This is a genomic window from Pseudomonas sp. NPDC086581, from assembly GCF_044746165.1.
Taxonomy (GTDB): domain Bacteria; phylum Pseudomonadota; class Gammaproteobacteria; order Pseudomonadales; family Pseudomonadaceae; genus Pseudomonas.
This window is the reverse complement of record NZ_JBIVBR010000022.1, coordinates 1-19,086: the sequence shown is the minus strand read 5'-3', so window position 1 is coordinate 19,086 and position 19,086 is coordinate 1. Positions and strand designations below refer to the sequence as shown.

The 19,086-nt window shown below is 65.8% G+C and carries 19 protein-coding genes and 2 pseudogenes; 10 read left to right on the top strand and 11 right to left on the bottom strand.

Annotation, left to right across the window (positions count from 1 at the left end):
• Positions 1-174 precede the first annotated feature (174 nt).
• Both ACIPK7_RS28765 and ACIPK7_RS28760 read left to right on the top strand, forming a co-directional pair.
• A pseudogene (locus ACIPK7_RS28765) lies at positions 175-1,287 on the top strand (HAMP domain-containing protein); the annotation flags it as partial.
• Positions 1,264-2,145, top strand: a complete 882-nt coding sequence (locus ACIPK7_RS28760) for a methyl-accepting chemotaxis protein (RefSeq protein ID WP_401091776.1) — start codon at positions 1,264-1,266, stop codon at positions 2,143-2,145. The pseudogene ACIPK7_RS28765 and the gene ACIPK7_RS28760, both read left to right, overlap by 24 nt.
• Here ACIPK7_RS28760 and ACIPK7_RS28755 read toward each other — a convergent pair.
• Both ACIPK7_RS28755 and ACIPK7_RS28750 read right to left on the bottom strand, forming a co-directional pair.
• The gene (locus ACIPK7_RS28755) at positions 2,113-3,852 is read right to left on the bottom strand and encodes a SulP family inorganic anion transporter (RefSeq protein ID WP_401091731.1); all 1,740 of its coding nucleotides are present in this window, start codon (positions 3,850-3,852) and stop codon (positions 2,113-2,115) included. The two genes, ACIPK7_RS28760 and ACIPK7_RS28755, sit on opposite strands and share 33 nt — an antisense overlap.
• 311 nt (positions 3,853-4,163) lie before the next feature.
• Positions 4,164-5,168: an NADP-dependent oxidoreductase gene (locus ACIPK7_RS28750; protein ID WP_401091729.1), complete on the bottom strand. Its 1,005-nt coding sequence runs from the start codon at positions 5,166-5,168 to the stop codon at positions 4,164-4,166.
• 236 nt (positions 5,169-5,404) lie between these two features.
• On the opposite strand from ACIPK7_RS28750, the gene ACIPK7_RS28745 reads away from it, so the two are divergent.
• On the top strand, positions 5,405-6,166 hold the full coding sequence (locus ACIPK7_RS28745; protein ID WP_401091727.1) for an SDR family oxidoreductase: 762 nt from the start codon (positions 5,405-5,407) through the stop codon (positions 6,164-6,166).
• 282 nt (positions 6,167-6,448) lie between these two features.
• A complete protein-coding gene (locus ACIPK7_RS28740; protein WP_401091725.1) occupies positions 6,449-7,339 on the top strand; it encodes a bile acid:sodium symporter family protein in 891 nt (296 codons plus the stop codon).
• A 75-nt stretch (positions 7,340-7,414) separates the two neighbouring features.
• Here ACIPK7_RS28740 and ACIPK7_RS28735 read toward each other — a convergent pair whose 3' ends face one another.
• From ACIPK7_RS28735 to ACIPK7_RS28725, 3 genes are read right to left on the bottom strand one after another with little or no spacing between them, the layout of a single operon-like run.
• Positions 7,415-8,578, bottom strand: coding sequence for an AAA family ATPase (locus tag ACIPK7_RS28735; RefSeq protein WP_401091723.1), 1,164 nt, complete (start codon positions 8,576-8,578; stop codon positions 7,415-7,417).
• A gap of 54 nt (positions 8,579-8,632) precedes the next feature.
• Positions 8,633-9,832: a benzoate/H(+) symporter BenE family transporter gene (locus ACIPK7_RS28730; RefSeq protein ID WP_401091721.1), complete on the bottom strand. Its 1,200-nt coding sequence runs from the start codon at positions 9,830-9,832 to the stop codon at positions 8,633-8,635.
• 13 nt (positions 9,833-9,845) lie between these two features.
• Positions 9,846-10,448: a LysE family translocator gene (locus ACIPK7_RS28725; protein ID WP_401091719.1), complete on the bottom strand. Its 603-nt coding sequence runs from the start codon at positions 10,446-10,448 to the stop codon at positions 9,846-9,848.
• A gap of 166 nt (positions 10,449-10,614) precedes the next feature.
• Here ACIPK7_RS28725 and ACIPK7_RS28720 point away from each other — a divergent pair, with 166 nt between their 5' ends.
• Entirely contained in the window at positions 10,615-11,256 is a 642-nt protein-coding gene (locus ACIPK7_RS28720) for a hypothetical protein (RefSeq protein WP_401091717.1), read from the top strand.
• Here the strand turns inward: ACIPK7_RS28720 and ACIPK7_RS28715 are convergent.
• Complete coding sequence (locus ACIPK7_RS28715; protein ID WP_192433857.1) at positions 11,253-11,696, bottom strand: MarR family transcriptional regulator; 444 nt, start codon at positions 11,694-11,696, stop codon at positions 11,253-11,255. The genes ACIPK7_RS28720 and ACIPK7_RS28715 overlap by 4 nt on opposite strands.
• An 81-nt stretch (positions 11,697-11,777) precedes the next feature.
• On the opposite strand from ACIPK7_RS28715, the gene ACIPK7_RS28710 reads away from it, so the two are divergent.
• The 4 genes from ACIPK7_RS28710 to ACIPK7_RS28695 all read left to right on the top strand — a co-directional run bounded on the left by ACIPK7_RS28710 (position 11,778) and on the right by ACIPK7_RS28695 (position 15,325).
• On the top strand, positions 11,778-12,935 hold the full coding sequence (locus tag ACIPK7_RS28710) for a PLP-dependent aminotransferase family protein (protein WP_401091715.1): 1,158 nt from the start codon (positions 11,778-11,780) through the stop codon (positions 12,933-12,935).
• A gap of 10 nt (positions 12,936-12,945) precedes the next feature.
• Positions 12,946-13,548, top strand: a complete 603-nt coding sequence (locus ACIPK7_RS28705; RefSeq protein WP_192433852.1) for a glutathione S-transferase family protein — start codon at positions 12,946-12,948, stop codon at positions 13,546-13,548.
• A 366-nt stretch (positions 13,549-13,914) separates the two neighbouring features.
• A complete protein-coding gene (locus tag ACIPK7_RS28700; protein ID WP_192433850.1) occupies positions 13,915-14,376 on the top strand; it encodes a bacteriohemerythrin in 462 nt (153 codons plus the stop codon).
• Between the two features lie 97 nt (positions 14,377-14,473).
• Positions 14,474-15,325 carry a cache domain-containing protein gene (locus tag ACIPK7_RS28695; RefSeq protein ID WP_225614929.1) on the top strand — a complete coding sequence of 284 codons (852 nt, stop codon included), beginning with the start codon at positions 14,474-14,476 and terminating at the stop codon, positions 15,323-15,325.
• 64 nt (positions 15,326-15,389) lie between these two features.
• On the opposite strand, the gene folE is transcribed toward ACIPK7_RS28695, so the two are convergent.
• The 4 genes from folE to ACIPK7_RS28675 all read right to left on the bottom strand — a co-directional run bounded on the left by folE (position 15,390) and on the right by ACIPK7_RS28675 (position 17,795).
• Positions 15,390-15,935, bottom strand: a complete 546-nt coding sequence (folE, locus tag ACIPK7_RS28690) for a GTP cyclohydrolase I FolE (RefSeq protein ID WP_045208675.1) — start codon at positions 15,933-15,935, stop codon at positions 15,390-15,392.
• A gap of 143 nt (positions 15,936-16,078) precedes the next feature.
• Entirely contained in the window at positions 16,079-16,636 is a 558-nt protein-coding gene (locus ACIPK7_RS28685) for a Smr/MutS family protein (RefSeq protein ID WP_081520635.1), read from the bottom strand.
• Between the two features lie 68 nt (positions 16,637-16,704).
• Positions 16,705-17,025 (bottom strand): hypothetical protein, encoded by a 321-nt coding sequence (locus ACIPK7_RS28680; RefSeq protein WP_151186520.1) that lies wholly within the window; start codon positions 17,023-17,025, stop codon positions 16,705-16,707.
• A gap of 173 nt (positions 17,026-17,198) precedes the next feature.
• Complete coding sequence (locus tag ACIPK7_RS28675; protein ID WP_081520633.1) at positions 17,199-17,795, bottom strand: cysteine hydrolase family protein; 597 nt, start codon at positions 17,793-17,795, stop codon at positions 17,199-17,201.
• A 180-nt stretch (positions 17,796-17,975) separates the two neighbouring features.
• On the opposite strand from ACIPK7_RS28675, the gene prmB reads away from it, so the two are divergent.
• Positions 17,976-18,890 (top strand): 50S ribosomal protein L3 N(5)-glutamine methyltransferase, encoded by a 915-nt coding sequence (prmB, locus tag ACIPK7_RS28670; RefSeq protein WP_401091711.1) that lies wholly within the window; start codon positions 17,976-17,978, stop codon positions 18,888-18,890.
• Positions 18,891-18,967: 77 nt separating this feature from the next.
• On the opposite strand, the pseudogene ACIPK7_RS28665 reads toward prmB, so the two are convergent.
• Positions 18,968-19,086 (bottom strand): annotated as a pseudogene (locus tag ACIPK7_RS28665) (IS110 family transposase); the annotation flags it as partial.

The following is a 19,086-nucleotide window of genomic DNA, read 5'->3' as shown; positions in this document are numbered from 1 at the left end:
AGGAAAGCCTTGTTCAGTGTTCTGGATACGACCTCCACGTATCTCTGTGCAGCATCACCGTGCCATCACCGTCGTGCCCTCTATCCAGTCGGTGCGCGGCGCTCCTAATGTTCCGCGCAAAAGCAGCGATAACGATCAGGAGACCTTCGGGGATTTCCTGCAACGCCATTGCGGATGGGGGGAGAAGCCATGGTTGCCTTCGTGCAGCGTCGTCTGGCCGATATGGGAACGGCGAAGAAACTGGCCATCGGGTTCGGCCTGGTGTTGTTGCTGACCGCCCTGGTGGCGGTGATCGGCGTGACCTCGCTACGGTCGATTTCCCAGCGTTTCGACCTGCTCGGCGACATGTCGACCATCAACCGCGAGTTGCTAGAGATGCGCCAGAGCGAGAAGGACTTCGTGATCGACGCCAGCGATGCCTCGGCCAAACGCCTACGCGAACACGCCGGCAACCTCGGCGAAGCGGTGGCGCGGCTCAAGGCCCAGCCGGAGGAGGCAGCGGCCATGGCCCGCGTAGAGCAGGGCGTCGCCGATTACCTCGCGGCCTTTGCCAGCTTCGAGAAGTCCAGCAAGAGCCGGCGACTGTCGCTGGACGCCGCCACCTGGTCGGTCAACGGCGCGTCCAACAGCCTGGACATCCTGCAATCCAGCCTGGCCGATGACGGCGCCTACGAACTCAAGGATTCCCAGGGCCAGAAGGGCGAGGAACTGCTGCGGCAGGCGGCCCAGGTCAGCCAGCTCTATCGCCTGGTGCTGCAGGGCCTGAACGAGGCGCGCTCGCGCATGGAAGCTGGCGGCGAGGAGAAGGCCGAGGGCGGCCGCATCAAATCCGCCGCCGAGGCGCTGGAGCTGTCCGCCAAATTGCAGGAGGCGATCACCGATCCAACCTACGTCTCGGTGCTCAAGGACGTCATCACCAACATCAACGCCTTCGTCGAGAAGCTCGATGAGTACACCGCCAGCCTCGAGCAGGAAAAGCAGGTCCACGCGCAGATGAACGATCGCGCGGCGCTGGTCATGCAGCAGGTCGACGACGCCTACGCCGCCCAACGCGCGGCCATGCAGAGCCAATTACGCACCAACACGCTGCTGATCGTCGCTTCGGCTGCGCTGGCGCTGCTGGTTGGTGCGCTGGCGTCGATGTTGATCACCTGGATGATCGTGCGGCCGCTGCGCCAGGTGATCGGCATGGCTCGACGCATCGCCGAGGGTGACCTGAGCCTGAGCATCGACGTGCGGCGCAAGGATGAGGTCGGCCAATTGATGGGCGCAGTCGGCAGCATGGCAGACAGCCTGCGCGGCATCGTCAGCCGGTTGAGCGATGGCGTGGGGCAGATCACCGCCTCGGCACAGGCGCTGTCCAGCATTACCGAGCGCACGCAGCACGGGGTGAACAGCCAGAAGGCCGAGACCGACCAGGTCGCCACGGCGATGAACCAGATGGCGGCCACCGTCCATGACGTGGCGCGCAATGCCGAAGAAGCCGCCAGCTCCGCCGAACAGGCCGACGGCAAGGTGGCCAGCGGGCAGGACGTGGTGCGCCAGACGCTGGGCCGCATCGAGCAACTGGCCGATGCGGTGCGCGCGGCCACGCAGAGCATCGAGCAGCTTGGCCGCGAGAGCCAGAGCATCGGCAGCGTGCTGGACGTGATCAAGAATGTCGCCGAGCAGACCAACCTACTGGCGCTCAACGCCGCCATCGAGGCCGCGCGAGCGGGCGAGCAGGGCAGGGGCTTTGCCGTGGTTGCGGACGAGGTGCGGGCGCTGGCGCGGCGCACCCAGCAGTCCACCGCGGAGATCGAGACGCTGATTGCCGCCCTGCAGAACGGCGCGACTACATCGGTGCAACGTATGCAACGCAGTCACGCGCTGGTGGAAATGACCGTCGGCGACGCGGTACAGACCGAGGCCGCGCTGGGCACCATCGCCTCGGCGGTGGCGGTGATCCACCAGATGAACCAGCAGATCGCCGCCGCTTCCGAGCAACAGAGCGCGGTGGCCGAGGAGATCAGCCGCAGCGTCAGCAGCATCCGTGGCATCGCCGACGAATCGGCGCAGGCCATGGAGTCCACCGCGTCGTCCAGCGTCGAGCTGGCGCAGCTCAGCCGCGAGCTACTGGGGCTGGTCGGGCAGTTCCGCCTGTGAAGCCTGGGCGCTGGTCGCCTGCTCGCGCTTGCGCTGCTGGTGCCAGCGCCGGTACGCGTTGACCCCCGCGCGCACCGAGCTGAACACCAGCGGCGGCTTCACCTCGCCCAAAGCACCGGAGCGCTTGAGCATCACCAGGGTTTCGCCGGTCACCCGTGCCAGGGACAGGTGCACGCCCTGGGCGTCGAGGGTCTGCTGCACTTCGCGCAGCGAGGTCAGGCCGCTGATATCCAGGTTGAGGATGCCTTCGGCATTGAGCAGCACCGCCCGCGCGTTTGGCGCCTCGGCCACCACTTCCAGCAGGCGCTGTTTGAAGTAGTCGGCATTGAAGAACAGGATCGGCGCGTCGAAGCGGTAGATCACCAGCCCCGGCAGGGTGTGCGCGTTGGGGTACTGCTCCAGCTCCACCTGGCCGTCGATGCCGTGCACCCAGCCCATCACCGCGTCGTGCGGGCGATAGGTGAGGTAGAGCAGGCGCAGCAGGGCGAGCATGATGGCGACGAAGATGCCCGGCAGTACGCCGACGCTGAGCACGCCGACAGTGGTCAGCACGCACAGGCCGAACTCGAATCGGCTCAGCGCCCAGAAGCCGCGCAGCGCGCGGAAGTCGATCAGCCCCCAACCGGCCATCAGCAGCACCGCGCCCAGCGCCGGCATCGGCACCCAGCCCAGTGGTTTGCTGAACAGCAGCAGGACCAGGCTGATCACCAGCGCGGCCACTACGCCGACCATCTGGCTCTTGCCGCCGACCATGTCGTTCACCGCGGTGCGCGAGTCGGCGCCGCTGATGACGAAGCCCTGGGAAATCCCCGCGCCGATATTGGCCATGCCCAGCGCCATGAACTCGTGGTTGGCGTCGATGGCGTAGCCGTGGCGGGCGGCGAAGCTGCGCGCGGTGAGCATGGCGCTGCAGAAGCTGACGATGGTGATGCCCATGGCGTCGCGGAACAGGCTGCCCAGCTCCTCGTAGTTGGTCTTCGGCCAGCTCAGCTGTGGCAGTCCTTGCGGTACTTCGCCGAGCAGCTTGATGCCGTACTGGTCGAGGCCGAACACAGCGGCGATGATCGAGGCGAACAGCACGCCCACCAGCGCGCCGGGAATCTTCGGGTAGCGGCGCGGCAGCAGGATCATCAGCGCCAGGGTGCCCCCCCCCAGTGCCAGGGTCGGGAAATGCGTATCGGCGAGGTTGCGCACCAGGGCGATCAGGCCGCGGACGAAGCCGCTGGTCTCGCTGTGGTAGCCGAGAATCTTGCCGAGTTGCCCGGCGATCAGGCTCAGGCCAATGCCGTTCAGGTAACCCACCAGCGTGGGCCGCGAGAGGAAGCTGGCGACGAAGCCGGCGCGGGCGAACCCGGCAGCGATGGACATGGCGCCCACCAGCACCGCGACGATCATCGACAGTTGCAGCAGGCGCTCCGGGTTGCCGGCCGCCAGCGGTGTGATGGCCGCCGCGACCATGGCCGCGGTGGCGGCATCCGGGCCGACCATCAGCTGCCGCGAGCTGCCGACGATGGCGTAGATCAGCATCGGCAGGATGCAGGCGTAGAGACCGACCTGGGGCGGGAAGCCGATGATCTGCGAATAGGCGATGGCGGTGGGAATCTGCACCGCGGCCACCGACAGGCCAGCCTGCACATCGCGCGGTAGCCAGTCGAAACGATAGTGCAGCAGGCTGTCCAGGCCGGGCAGCCAACGGGCGAGGGACATTCGGGGGGATCTTCCTTGGAATCGACCAGGGGAAATCCTAGCTGGAAAGGCTCAACAGAGCTTGTCGGAAATCATCGAGATAGAGCGAGGAATGCAGAACTCCGGGAGCGGGTCATGTCCGCGAACATCCTCCCCATGTGATTCTGGCGCAGTGCCTTTTCCCTCACCCCAGCCCTCTCCCAGGGGGAGAGGGAGCCGATTGTGCCGGCTGAAGCTGTAGTTTCATCCTGCGCCGAACGGTCCCCTCTCCCTCTGGGAGAGGGGTAGGGTGAGGGCCGATCCGAGCACAGGAATCCTGGTGGGAGCGGCCGTCAGACCTTCAGCACCAGCTTGCCGAAGTTCTCGCCGCTGAACAGCTTGGCCAGGGTCTCGGGGAAGGTTTCCAGGCCTTCGACGATGTCTTCCTTCGACTTCAGCTTGCCTTCGGCGATCCAGGTCGCCATGTCCTTGAAGCCTTCCTGGAAGCGGTGGGCGTAGTCCATCACCACCATGCCTTCCATGCGCGCACGGTTGACCAGCAGCGAGAGATAATTGGCCGGGCCGCGCACGGCTTCCTTGTTGTTGTACTGGCTGATCGCGCCGCAGATCACCACCCGTGCCTTGGGCGCCAGGCGGCCCAGCACGGCGTCGAGGATGTCGCCGCCGACGTTGTCGAAGAACACGTTCACGCCCTTGGGACATTCGCGCTTGAGGCCGGCATTGACGTCCTCGGCCTTGTAGTCGATGGCGCCGTCGAAGCCCAGTTCATCCACCAGGTAGCGGCACTTGTCGGCGCCACCGGCGATGCCGACCACGCGGCAGCCTTTGATTTTTGCAATCTGCCCGACCACGCTGCCCACCGCGCCGGCGGCGCCGGAGACGACCACGGTGTCACCGGCCTGGGGCAGGCCGACGTCGAGGAAGCCGAAATAAGCCGTCATGCCGGTCATGCCCAGCGCAGAGAGGTACAGCGGCAGCGGCGCGCGCTGGCTGTCGACCTTGTAGAAGCCCTTGGGCTCGCCGAGGAAGTAGTCCTGCACGCCGAGGGCGCCGTTCACTTCGTCGCCGACCTTGAAGTCCGGGTGTTGCGAGGCGATCACCTTGCCTACGCCAAGGGCGCGCATGACGTCGCCGATGGCAACGGGGGCGATATAGGACTTGGCATCGTTCATCCAGCCGCGCATGGCCGGGTCCAGCGACAGGTACTGGTTCTTCACCAGGATCTGGCCCGGGCCGGGCTCGCCGACCGGGGTTTCCACATAGGCGAAGGTGTCGCGGGTGGCGGCGCCGACCGGGCGCTGGGCGAGCTGGAACTGACGGTTGATCTGGGCGGACATGGCAGTGGACTCAGTCAGGGGGAAAGCCTAGGTGATAGTCCGCGCGCAGCGTTGGGGCAAGTTCCGTCCGCCGGGGGAATGTCCGCCCATCGGCGCCAGTGATCCAGATTTGGCGTAATCATCATCGGTATGGATGCAGCGACGTCGCCCCGCCTGATAGTGCTTCGCGCCCGCAACGCTCTGGCTAGACTGCGACGGTTACCCCATTCGCTTCGCAACGCTTTCGAGGAACGCTCATGAGTCAGCTGCTTTCCGGCCGGGTCGCCCTGGTCACCGGCGCCGCCAACGGCATCGGCCGCGCCACCGCCCAGGCCTTCGCCCAGCAGGGCGTGAAGGTCGTGGTTTCCGACGTCGACGCAAAGGGCGGCGAAGGCACCGTCGAGCTGATCCGCGCGGCGGGTGGCGAGGCGACCTTCATCCGTTGCGACGTGACCCGCGACGCCGAGGTCAAGGCGCTGGTGGAAGGCACCGTGGCTGCCTACGGCCGCCTGGACTATGCCTTCAACAACGCCGGCATCGAGATCGAGAAGGGCAAGCTGGCGGACGGCGAGGAGAGCGAGTTCGACGCCATCATGGGCGTCAACGTCAAGGGCGTCTGGCTCTGCATGAAGCACCAGATTCCGGTGATGCTGGAGCAGGGCGGCGGCGCCATCGTCAATACCGCCTCGGTGGCCGGCCTGGGCGCTGCGCCGAAGATGAGCATCTACGCCGCCTCCAAGCACGCGGTGATCGGCCTGACCAAGTCCGCCGCCATCGAGTACGCGAAGAAGAAAATCCGCGTCAACGCGGTGTGCCCGGCGGTGATCGATACCGACATGTTCCGCCGCGCCTACGAAGCCGACCCGAAGAAGGCCGAGTTCGCCGCCGCCATGCACCCGGTGGGTCGCGTCGGCCGCGTGGAGGAAATCGCCTCCGCCGTGCTCTATCTGTGCAGCGACCACGCCGGCTTCACCACCGGTATCGCGCTGCCGGTGGATGGCGGGGCGACGGCGATCTGATCGTCCCGGGCTAGCCGCGCGCGGCTAGCCTCAGCACCCACGCTGCCCCGTCACACCTGTAGGAGCGAGCTTGCTCGCGAACGAATTTTCCGGACGCTTCGGCGCTGGGCGGTTCGCGAGCAAGCTCGCTCCTACAAAAGCCCGCTAGCCTGACGATCCCGCCCCGTTCGCTACAAACTTTCGCATTCTGTTACAGGAAGAAGTGGTATTGGCCTGCAAGGCCAGTTACAAGCGCCCGAGAGGCCGAAACAATCGGCCCATTCCAGTTGGAGAATAATGACAATGACCAACGATCCCTTGCTGACGCTTTTCATGCCCATCGCCCTGGGCATCATCATGCTGGGCCTCGGCCTGTCCCTGACCATCGCCGACTTCGCCCGCGTGGTGCGCTATCCCAAGCCCGTGCTGATCGGCCTGGTGTGCCAGATCATCCTGCTGCCCCTGGCGTGCTTCCTTATCACCCTGGGCTTCGCCCTCGAAGCGGCGCTGGCCGTGGGCATGATGCTGCTCGCCGCATCGCCCGGCGGCACCACCGCCAACCTCTACAGCCACCTGGCCCACGGCGACGTCGCGCTGAACATCACGCTGACCGCGGTGAACTCGGTGATCGCCATCCTCACCATGCCGTTGATCGTGAACATGTCGCTGCTGTACTTCATGAACGACGGCCAGACCATCCCGCTGCAGTTCGCCAAGGTGGTGCAGGTATTCATCATCGTCCTCGGCCCCGTGGCCATCGGCATGCTCGTGCGGCGCCTGTTGCCGGGCGTGGCGGCGGCGCTGCAGAAGCCGGTGAAGATTCTCTCCGCGCTGCTGCTGGCGGTGATCATCGGCGTGGCCGTGACCAAGGACTGGCAGACGTTCCTCGCCTATGCGCCCATCGTTGGCGCCGCAGCGCTGTGCTTCAACCTGCTGAGCCTGGCCCTGGGCTACTGGATTCCGCGCCTGCTCAAGCTCTCCAAGCCGCAATCCATCGCCATCGGCATGGAGATCGGCATCCACAACGGCACCCTCGCCATCGCCCTGGCGCTCAGCCCCATGCTGTTGAACAATAAAACCATGGCGATCCCGGCGGCCATCTACGGCGTGCTGATGTTCTTCACCGCCGGCCTGTTCGGCTGGTGGGTCAGCCGAGGCGTGGCCAAGACCGTACCGGAGCAGGCGCCGGCCTGATGCGCTGAGTTCCCTTCAGGTTTTGTAAAGCATTGCGGGTCTGCCCCCCGCAGGATGGTAGGGAACCGGCCGGCGTTAGCCCGGCCAATGCCACGCCGGGGCATCGAACATGCCCTGGTCGCGGATGCTTGTCTGGCCCAGTTCCTTGTCCAGGTGCAAGCAGTTGCACTCGGGGTGCTCCTCCAGCGTGGCGATCAGCCGGCTGGCGTGGGACACGACCCAGACCTGGGTGTGCTTCGAGGCGGCGATGATGAGGCGCCCCAGCGCCGGCAGCAGGTCCGGGTGCAGGCTGGTTTCCGGTTCGTTGAGCACCATCAGCGACGGCGGGCGCGGGGTGAGCAGGGCGGCGACCAGCAGCAGGTAGCGCAGGGTGCCGTCGGAGAGTTCCGCCGCGCTCAGCGGGCGCAGCAGGCCGTATTGCTTTAGCGCCACGGCGAAGCGTCCGCCGGGCTGGCAGTCGATCTGCAGTTCGGCGCCGGGGAAGGCGTCGGTGATGGCGGTTTCCAGCGCAGTCGCGTCGCCGATTTCACGAATGGTCTGTAGCGCAGCGGCAAGGTCGCGGCCGTCGTGGTGCAAAACCTGCGTGCGGGTGCCGAGCTGCGGCTGGCGCGCGGGGGCGTCGGCGTCGGTGCGGAAGTGGTCGTAGAAGCGCCAGCCGCGAATCTGCTCGCGCAGCAGCAGGGCTTCGGGGCAGTCGGAGCCGCTGCCAATCTGGGTGAACAGGCTGTCGAAGGTCGGAATGTGCTGCTCCAGCACCTGCCAGCTGCGGCCTTCGCGGGCGCGCAGCATCGGCCCGTTGCGTTCCACCAGTTGCGAGGCGGGGCGGTACCAGGGGCCGGCCCAGATGCTTTCGTGCTTGATCTCCGGGTCCAGCCCGAAGGCGCTGACCACCGGAGGTGGCGGCAAGCCGAGGGCGATGGCGTAGCCGAAATCCTCGCCGGCAAAGCCCAGGCGCAGGCGCTTCACTTCGTTGCGCGGGCCGCCCTGGACTTCCACTTCGCCCGAGCGCATGCGCCGAGAATGGGTTTCCGGCCCGGCCCAGAAGGTGGATTCCAGCCCGCCCTCGCGCGCCAGCGCATTCACCACGCCACCCTGGGCGGTCTCGGCGAGCAGGCGCAGGGCGCGGTAGAGATTGGACTTGCCGCTGCCGTTGGCGCCGGTGATCAGATTCAGCCGGCCCAGCGGCAGCACCAGCGAGTTGATCGAGCGGTAGTTGGCGACGGCCAGGGTGTGCAGCATGCGGGGCGATCCGGTTCGGGCAATCGCCCGCATGCTAGCAGAAGGGGGGCGCTCTTACGGCGCGCGGCGCCAGTTCAGCACCAGTTGGGTCAGCAAGCCGGCCACCAGTCCCCAGAATGCCGAGCCGACGGAGAACAGGGTGAAGCCCGAGGCGGTGACCAGGAAGGTGACCATCGCCGCTTCGCGCTGGCGCGCGTCAGCCATGGCGTTGGTCAGGCCGTTGGTGATCGAGCCGAGCAGGGCCAGGGCGGCGATGGACAGCACCAGCGCCTTGGGCAACGCGGCGAACAGTGCGGCCAGGGTGGCGCCGAAGATGCCGGCGATGCCGTAGAACAGCCCGCACCAGAGCGCGGCGGTGTAGCGCTTGTGCGGGTTCTCATGGGCTTCCGGGCCGGTGCAGATGGCTGCGCTGATGGCGGCCAGATTGATGCCGTGGGAGCCGAACGGCGCCAGCAGCAGCGAGGCGATGCCAGTGGTGGAGATCAGCGGCGAGGCGGGCACCTGGTAGCCGTCGGCGCGCAGCACGGCGAGGCCTGGCATGTTCTGCGAGGCCATGGCGACGATGAACAGCGGGATGCCGATGCTGATGGTGGCAGCCAGCGAGAAGCTCGGGGTGGTCCACACCGGGCGGGCGATTTCCAGCTGGAAGTGGCTGAAGTTGAGCAGGCCGAGGAAGCCGGCCAGGGCGACGCCCACCAGCAGCGCGGCGAACACCGCATAGCGCGGCGACAGGCGCTTGGCGATCAGGTAGCTGACGAACATCGCCACCACCAGCGCTGTCTGCTGCTGCGCGGCGTTGCAGATTTCGATGCAGATGCGGAACAGCACGCCGGCCAGCAGCGCCGAGGCCAGGGAGCCGGGCACCTGGCGCATCAGGCGCTCGAAGCTGCCGGTGACGCCGCAAAGGGTGATCAGCGCGGCGCACACGATAAATGCGCCGATGGCCTCGCCGTAGGGCACGCCGGGCAGGCTGCTGATCAGCAGTGCGGCGCCGGGGGTGGACCAGGCGATGACGATGGGTGTGCGGTAGCGCAAGGTGAGGCCGATGGTGGTCAGGGCCATGCCGATGGACAGCGCCCAGATCCACGAGGAAATCTGCGCGGTGGTCAGCCCTGCCGCCTGGCCGGCCTGGAACATCAGCACCAGCGAGCTGGTGTAGCCGGTGAGCATGGCGACGAAGCCGGCGACGATGGCGGCGGGGGAGGAGTCTGCCAGCGGGCGCATGGGTGCGCTGGCGGGAGTGCTGTCAGTCATGCACGAACTTCCATCAGGTGCGGGTGAACAGAGGGTAGAGCGAAGCGACCAGCAGCGCCGCCATGCCGAGATTGAACAGGCGAAGCCGCAGTGGGTCTTCCAGCCAGCGCCGCAGCAGACTGCCGAGCACCGTCCAGACGCCGACGCTGGGCAGGTTGACCACGGCGAACAGAGTGGCGATCAGCACCACGTTGCCGATCCAGCTATTGGCCGGCAGGTAGGTGGCGATGGCGCCTACGGCCATCACCCAGGCCTTGGGGTTGACCCACTGGAAGGCGGCAGCCTGGAGGAAGGTCATCGGCTTGGCGTGGTGTTCGCCCTTTGCTTCGGGCGCGCCGGAGCGGGCGATCTTCCACGCCAGATACAGGAGATACGCGCCGCCGGCGTAGCGCAGCGCGGTATAGGTGGCCGGGAAACGCTCGAACAGCTGGTGCAGGCCCAGGCCCACGGCGACCACCAGCAGCAGGAAGCCGATGCTGATGCCGAGCATGTGCGGGATGGTCCGGCGCACGCCGAAGTTCACGCCCGAGGCCAGCAACATCATGTTGTTGGGACCGGGAGTGATGGAGGTGACGAAGGCGAAGAGCACGAAGGCGCCGAGGAGTTCGAGGGGCATGGCGGTATACCGGTCTAGTTGTACGGCCAGCCTAATCCCGCGGGCTCCGGGCTGTCCCATAACAGCCAGCGGCCGAGTGGCCCGTACAGTGCGAACGGCAGTGGCGTGCGCAGGAGTGCGCCGGTATGGTGCGGGGAAGCCGTACGACTGATGGAAGATTGCCACCATGGAACAGAATCCCTACGCCGCCCCCAAGGTCGAGCTGGTGGATCAGAGCGCTCCGGGGGCCTTCCTCGCTGGGCGCTGGAACCCCGGCCACCTGCGTCTGCTCGGTTTCTTGAGTCTCGCGCTGCTGCTGTGCAATGTGGTGTTGTTCGCCTTGTCCTTCGCGGCAGCGCTGCATGAGTCGAGTACCTGGCAGCGCTACGAACTCTGGGTCGGCGTGCTCAGCACGGTGCTCGGCTGCTTCCTGCTGTGGCGCACCCGCCGCTTTCTCGAGGATCGCTTCAACGCCCGTGGGCTGGCCTGGCCGGTCGGGCTGTCGATTGCCATCGCGCTGGTGATGCAGCTCTACAGCCTGATCTTCGACGAGCAGCTCAGCGGCGAATTCAACGGCGCGCTGATGGGCTTCATGGGGCTGTTCGTGCCTACCGGTATTGTCACCCTGTGGTACGGCATCCGTCTGCTGAAGATCGAATTGCCGTACCCGTCGGTGAAGATCATGGGCTGGCTGGAGGTCACCTCCGGCCTGTGCCTGCTCAGCGTCCTGCTGTTCCTGCCCGGCACTGCCCTGGCGATGGCCAGCCTGCTGCCGCTGGCGCTGATGTTCCTGCGCGCTGCCCGCGAGCTGGAAGCCGCTGCGCGCTAATCCTCGTCCTGCGACCAGGCGATGGCCTGGTTGACCGCCAGCCAGCCACGCACCGCGTCTTCTCCGGCTTCATCGAAGGCGCGTTGCAGCAGGCGCCCCTGTTCCTGGCGCAGGGCCTTCTCCAGCTTGCCGCCTTCGGCCGTCAGCTCCAGCAGGCGCCGGCGCTTGTCGTTGTCGCAGGCTTCGCTACGGAGCAGGTCGCGTTCCAGCAACTGGCGCAGCGGCACGTTCAGCGCCTGCTTGGTCACGCCCAGGGCGGACAGCAACTCGCTGACGGAGAGCCCCGGATTGCGCGCGATGAAGAACAGGATGCGGTGGTGCACACGGCTCAGGCCGCGACGCTCCAGCATTTCGTCCGGTTTCGCGGTGAAGGCCCGGTAGCTGAAGAAGAAGGCTTCCATGGCCTGGAGTTGCAGGGCATTTTTTATTAGGTCAGGCATATTGACGTATCCGTCTCGGGCGTCGTAGCTTCGGTCAAGCAGTTTGACTCATTCTCCCGTGCTCCCGCTACCGGTGACCCCATGGCCTTCTCCGAACGCATCGCCCGACTGAAAAGCTCTCTGATCCGTGAAATCCTCGCTGCGGCGCAGCGCCCGGAGGTGATGTCCTTCGCCGGCGGCCTGCCCGCCGAGCCGATGCTGCCGAAGGTGAATTGGGACGCCATGCCGGCGAGTATGGGGCAGTACGGAATGAGCGAAGGGGAGCCGGCGCTGCGCGAGGCGATTGCCGCCGAGGCACGCGCACTGGGCGTGCCCTGCGAAGCGAGCCAGGTGCTGATCGTCAGCGGCTCGCAGCAGACGCTCGACCTGGCCAGCAAGCTGTTCATCGATCCAGGCACCCAAGTGCTGCTCGAGGCGCCGACTTATCTCGCTGCGCTGCAGGCCTTCCAGCTGTTCGGCGCGAACTGCCTGACCGTGCCGCTGGGCGCCGAAGGCCCGGACGTCGCCGCATTGCGCCAGCGCCTGCAGACCAGCAAGCCGGCCTTCGCCTACCTCATCCCGACGTTCCAGAACCCGTCCGGCGTGCGCTACAGCGAACAGCGCCGTGATGAAGTAGCCGCCGTGCTCGACGAGTTCGGCGTCACCCTGATCGAGGACGAGCCCTATCGCGAACTGGTGTTCGATGAGGGCGCCGCGACCCCGCTGGTCAGCCGCCTGAAGAAGTCCAGCTGGATCTACACCGGCACGGTGTCGAAGACGCTGCTGCCGGGCCTGCGCGTGGGCTTCCTGATCGCGACGCCGGACCTGTTCCCGCACCTGCTGCGCCTGAAACAGTCCGCCGACCTGCACACCAACCGCGTCGGCCAGTGGCAGGCGTTGCAGTGGTTCGGCACCGAGGCCTACCGTGGCCATCTGGCTGAGCTGCGCGATTTCTACCGCATCCGCCGCGACGCCATGCAGACGCAGCTGGAGCAGCATTTCGGCGATCTGGCCGAGTGGAACGTGCCCCAGGGCGGCCTGTTCTTCTGGCTCAGGCTCAAGCAGCCGCTGGACACCCGCACACTGCTGGACGCGGCGCTGGCGCAGAACGTGGCGTTCATGCCCGGTGAGCCTTTCTTCACCGAACCGGATGCCAACCCTGGCTATTTGCGGCTTAACTTCAGCCACGTGGCGCCCGAACGCGCCGGCGAGGGGTTGCGCCGCCTGGCGGCGGTGATCCGTGAAGCCCAGGCCCAGTGAGGAGATGAGCATGTACACCGTTTACGGCGATCAACTGTCCGGCAACTGCTACAAGGTCAAGCTGGCCCTGCACCTGCTCGGCCTGCCTTACCAGTGGCACGAGGTCAACATCCTCAAGGGCGAGACGCAGACCGCCGAGTTCCTGGCGATGAACCCCAATGGCAAGGTTCCCGTGCTGAAGCTCGAGGACGGCACCTGCCTGTGGGAGTCCAACGCCATCCTCAACTTCCTCGCCGACGGCAGCGAACTGCTGCCCAGCGAACCGCGCCTGCGTACCCAGGTGCTGCAGTGGCAGTTCTTCGAGCAGTACAGCCATGAGCCCTACGTGGCGGTGGCGCGCTTCATCGAGTTCTACCTCGGCTTACCCGAGGAGCGCCGCGAGGAATACGCGCGGTGCCACAAGGGCGGCTACAAGGCACTGAAGGTGATGGAGAAGCAGTTGGAGCAGACGCCTTATCTGGTGGGCGACACCTACTCCATCGCCGATATCACCCTGTATGCCTATACGCATGTGGCGCACCAGGGCGGCTTCGACCTGTCGAACTTCCCGGCCATCAACGCCTGGCTGGCGCGGGTGGCGGATCACCCGCGGCATGTGGCCATGCAGGACTGATCTGCGTCTGCTTCTTGAAAACGCCGTTTCCCTGGAAGCGGCGTTTTTCTTTGTGCGCCCGGTGCTCTTGGTAGGAGCGAGCTTGCTCGCGAACAGGTTTCCGGCAGCACCTGACCTTGGGCGATTCGCGAGCAAGCTCGCTCCTACAGGCTGATCCGGGCGTCGGTGAAGAAAACCGGCAAAGTGCCATCAGACGAATCCGAAAAAACCGCTCTAAACCGCGGATTCCGGCGCTTTGGGGTTGACCGGCATCATGGCGGCGTTTTGTCGCCCTCCCTAATCTGGACGCGCTGCCATGCGGGATGTACCGATGTGGCCGGGCGCGAGCGGCAGGCAGTGTCGTTGTCCGGCATGGGGAGGGGAAAGATGGCCTATCTGGTTTGGCAGGCGGATCTCGATACCGGGATCGGAGTGATCGACGCACAGCACAAGCGCATCGTCGAAATGATCAACCAGTTGCACGAGGCCCAGGCCCATCACGACCGAGCGATGCTCGGCGGCGTGATCGAGGAACTGGTCGACTACACCATCTCGCACTTCGCCTTCGAGGAGACGCTGCTGGAAGACTCTGGCTACCAGTTCACCCGCGCGCACAAGAAGGTCCATGAACTCTTCATCAAGCGCGTTTCCGACTACCGCACGCGCTTCGATGCCGGCGAGGATGTCGCCGAGGAGCTCAAGGGCCTGCTGGGCCGGTGGCTGTTCAACCATATCCGTAACGACGACGCCAACTACGTGGACGCTGTGAAGGCGACCATGCACGAGCTGACCCGCGACCAGAGCCACGGCGGCTGGCTTTCGCGCTCGATGAAGCGATTCTTCGGCTGAATCGCCCCCTGTTTCGGCAGTGAATGCCGACGCGAATCGCCCCTGGCTGGCTATGCTCTGAGCACAACTACAAGCTATGTCACGGGGGTATTCGCGCATGAAGACGCTGTTGAAGTCACTGTTGCTGCTTTCTTTCCTGTCGTCCTTCCCATTGTTCGCCGCCCAGCCGACCGCCACCTCGGGTTCGGACGACCAGCGCGCCAAGGCGCTGCTATCCAAGGCGGTGGCCGCCTACAAGCAGGAGGGCGACAAGGCCTTCGCCGCATTCAGCCGTCAGGGAGAATTCGTCGATGGTGAGCTCTATGTGTTCGTAGTGGACAGCAAGGGCACCATGCTCGCCAGCGGCGGGCCGTCGGTGGTGCTGATCGACCGGGACGTTTCCTCCACTCTCGATCCGTCGCTCCAGGCACAGTTCGCCAAGGCGCTGAAGTCCCCTGAAACCGGCAAGGTGCAACAGGCCGACTATCGCTGGAAGAACTGGGCGGATGGCAAGGTGGAGCGCAAGCACGTCTATTACCAGCGCGTCGGCGAGCGTTTCCTCGCGGTGGGTTACTACATTCCGCGGGCGTCGGCGCAGCAGGCGGCGGCCATGCTGGACAAGGCGGTGAAAGCCGTCGAAGCCGACCCGGACGGGACCTTCAAGAAGATCACCGCACGGGACAAGACATTTATCGAGGATGACCTCTACGTCTTCGTGGTCGACCTGGACACCTCGAAGTTCGTCGCCCACGGCTTCAACACGCGGATGGTCGGCACCGACTTCGAATCGCTCAAGGACCCCGGCGGCAACCCCATCGGCCACGCCATGCTGGAACTGGCCAAGTCCAAGGGCGAAGCCGAGTTCGAGTACCAGTGGCGCAACCCGGTAACCAGCAAGGTGGAGAACAAGCACGCCTTCCTGCGCAAGGCCGGGCACTACCTGGTGGCGGTGGGTTACTACACCCGCTGATCTCTGTTCCGCAGGCACAAAAAACCGGCCCGAGGGCCGGTTTTTTCATGGCGGCGGTTCGCGATCAGCGGATCAGGCTGAGGAACTCGCTGCGGGTGGCGGCGTTCTCGCGGAACTCGCCGAGCATCACCGAGGTGACCATCGAGGAGTTCTGCTTCTCGACACCGCGCATCATCATGCACATGTGCTTGGCTTCGATCACCACGGCCACGCCCAGCGCGCCAGTGACCTGCTGCACAGCCTCGGCGATCTGCCGCGACATGTTTTCCTGGATCTGCAGGCGCCGGGCATACATGTCGACGATGCGCGCGACCTTGGACAGGCCCAGCACCTTGCCATTGGGGATGTAGGCGACGTGGGCCTTGCCGATGAAGGGCAGCAGGTGGTGCTCGCACAGCGAGTAGAGCTCGATGTCCTTGACCAGCACCATCTCGCTGTTGTCGGAGCTGAACAGGGCGCCGTTGACGATCTCCTCCAGCGTCTGCTGGTAGCCGCGGCAAAGGTACTGCATGGCCTTGGCGGCACGTTTGGGCGTGTCGAGCAGGCCTTCGCGGGTGACGTCCTCACCAAGCTGGCTGAGGATCGCGGAGTAGTTTTGTTCCAGGGACATGATCTACCTGTGGCAATGACAAAAATATAAACCGTGGCGCAGGGTAGGGCGCGCGGCCCCCTCTGGCAAGCGCCTGCTGCCGGTTGGCGCGTTATGGCTGATGGTTTGGTGCCATGCGCTGCACCTGGATTACCGTGCCGGATTTATTCGTCACGACCTTCGAGCATGGTGCGTCGCAGCATCACGTAGATCGCTCCGGTACCGCCGTGGCGTGGCAAGCAGGAGGCAAAGCCGAGCACCTGCGGATGCTGGCGCAGCCAGGTGTTCACGTGACTCTTCACCATCGGGCTGCGGCCATCGACGCGTGCGGCCTTGCCATGGGTGACGCGGACGCAGCGGATCTCGAAGCGAGTGGCTTCGGCGATGAAGTCCCAGAGGGTTTCGCGGGCCGTCTCGATCTTCATGCCATGCAGGTCGAGGCTGCCCTCGAAGGCGATCTGGCCGGCCTTGAGCTTACGGATCTGGCCTTCCTGGACACCATCGCGAGCCCAGTAGAGTTCGTCTTCGGGGCCGACGTCGATGACGAACTGGTCGGACAGACCGTCCACCCGGATGTTCTCGGTGCGCACAGTCGCGTTCTGCCGCAGCTCCTTGAGCTGCTTGCGGTCGGCCTTGGGTTTGCCGGTGTCGGCCTGGTCCACGGTGATGCGCTTGACGCCGCGCATTTCGCGGGCGAACTGGGAAAAATCGTCGTCTTGCATGCGCACCTCCTCGAAGAGCCGCGCAGTCTAACGGATCGTGCCGGTCCTACGGAAATTCGCCCAGGAAATCAGTTGCGGCGCTTCATCAGTCGCGGCGACAGGCTCAGGCCGTCGCGGCCACGGGCACGGCGGCGGGCGGCGCGCCAGAAGGTGACGCCCAGCCAGAGACATAACAGGCCGATGACCAGCAGCACGGCGCCAGCGCCCGGTTCGATGTGCAGCACGCCCACCGCGGGCTGGCGGCGGAGCAGGGCGGCGACGCCGGCCATGCTGGACAGGATGCCGAAGGTGGCGATCACCGCGGCAATCGCGGCGGCGAAGCGCCAGCGCCAGCGGCCCGGACGTTTCGGGCGCAGGCTGGGTGGATCGAACTTCTCGGTCATCTTCATCCCGACTTCCTCATCTGTTGAACGAGGCTATGACCGGTGGGGAGGGGTGGGGTTCCAACCCCAGGGTCGGGAAGCGCGGCGAACCCGCTGGGTGAGTGGGTTCGCGGGCTTTCGCGCCTAAGCTGAGCCTAACCCCTGGCGCTTGTCGCTGCCGCCCGTCGGGACGAGTGGCTTCAGACCAGCGCCTGGGCCTGTGCGACCACGGCGGCGAAGTTGTCGCCCAGGGCGGCGATTTCCGCACGGTGCAGGTCGCGGGCGGCGAGCACGCCACCTTCGGGAGTGGGAATGTCGCGGGTGGCGCAGGCTGCGTCCACCAGGGTGCAGCGATAACCGTAGTCCTTGGCGGCGCGGACGGTGGTGCTGATGCTGGAGTGGGTCATGAACCCGCAGACGATCAGGTCCAGGCGACCGCTGGCCTGCAGGCGGTCATGCAGGTCGGTGCCGGCGAAGGCGTTGGGCAGGCGCTTGTCCACCACCACCTCGCCCGGCAGCGGGGCCAGCTCCGGCAGGAATCGGCCGCGCGGGCCCTGCGGGTCGAGCAGGCCACCGACCACGCCCAGGTGATGCACATGGACGATGGGAGTGCCCATGTTCCGGGCCGTCTCCAGCAGCAGGCGAATCTGCGCCACCGCCGCGTCCAGGTCAGGCAGGGCGAGCACGCCGCTGCGGTATTCCTCCTGGGCGTCGATGATCAACAGAGTGCTCTGGCGCAGGGTGGCCGGCGGATATCCGCGCCCACTGATCTGCAGCATGCTGAGCGGATGGGACATGTCTGGACTCCTGTAAATGCATGTTCACTCATTGTGGGCCGTAACGCGTCCGCTGTGAATCTTTGCGAACTCGCGCCAAAGTGGTATTGGCATTCTTCTCAGGAACTGCCCGGAGGCGCCCCAGAGCCCCCGCGTTCCGCTAGAATGCGCCCCTTTTTGCGAGCTGCGAGGACTGCTGCCGTGACCGAATCCCGTTTGCTGACCCTGCGCGACCACATCCGCTGGGCCGTCAGCCGCTTCCACGCCGAGGAACTGTTCTTTGGCCACGGTACAGACAACGCCTGGGACGAAGCCCGCCAGCTGGTGCTGGGCGCGCTGCACCTGCCCTGGGAAATGGCCGATGCGTACCTGGACTGCCGCCTCGAGGACGAGGAGCGCGACTACCTGATGCACCTGCTGCGCCGACGCATCGAGGAGCGCGTGCCTACCGCCTATCTGCTGGGCGAAGCCTGGTTCTGTGGTATGCCCTTCGTGGTGGACGAGCGCGTGCTGGTGCCGCGTTCGCCCATCGCCGAGCTGATCGAACGCCGTTTCGAGCCCTGGCTGGCGGCCGACCCCGCGCGAATCCTCGACCTGTGCACCGGCTCGGGCTGCATCGGCATCGCCTGTGCCAGCGCTTTCCCGGACTCCGAGGTGGTGCTGGGCGACCTGTCGTTCGACGCCCTGGAAGTGGCCAACATCAACATCGAGCGCCACGAGCTCGGCGAGCGCGTCTACACCGTTCAGGGAGATGGTTTCGAAGGCCTGCCGGGGCAGCGTTTCGACCTGATCGTGTCGAACCCGCCCTATGTCGATGCCGAAGACTTCGCCGACATGCCGGCCGAGTACCACCACGAGCCCGAGCTGGGCCTGGCCTGCGGCAACGACGGCCTGGACCTGGTGCGGCGCATGCTGGCCGAGGCCGGGGACCACCTGACCGAGCGCGGCACGCTGGTGGTGGAAGTGGGCAACAGCCAGGTGCACGTGGCGGCGCTTTATCCGGAAGTGGACTTCACCTGGCTGGACTTCGAGTACGGCGGCCATGGCGTGTTCCTGCTCTCGGGGCAGCAGTGTCGTGAACACCAGGAACTGTTCCGCTCCCGCATCAAAGCCTGAATCCGAGCAGGCTTCGGCCAATCGCGGACGAAGTCCGCTCGTTCGCGAGGGTGAGCTCTGGGTAGGAGCAACTGTCTTCACACGGCACCTGTCCTCCAACTGGTGCCGTCTCTCACCATCGCGTTGATCCGCACGATCAGTACGCGCATGCATGCCACTAATGCGACCTTCGGGCACCGCCCCTTGTCCCGTAGTT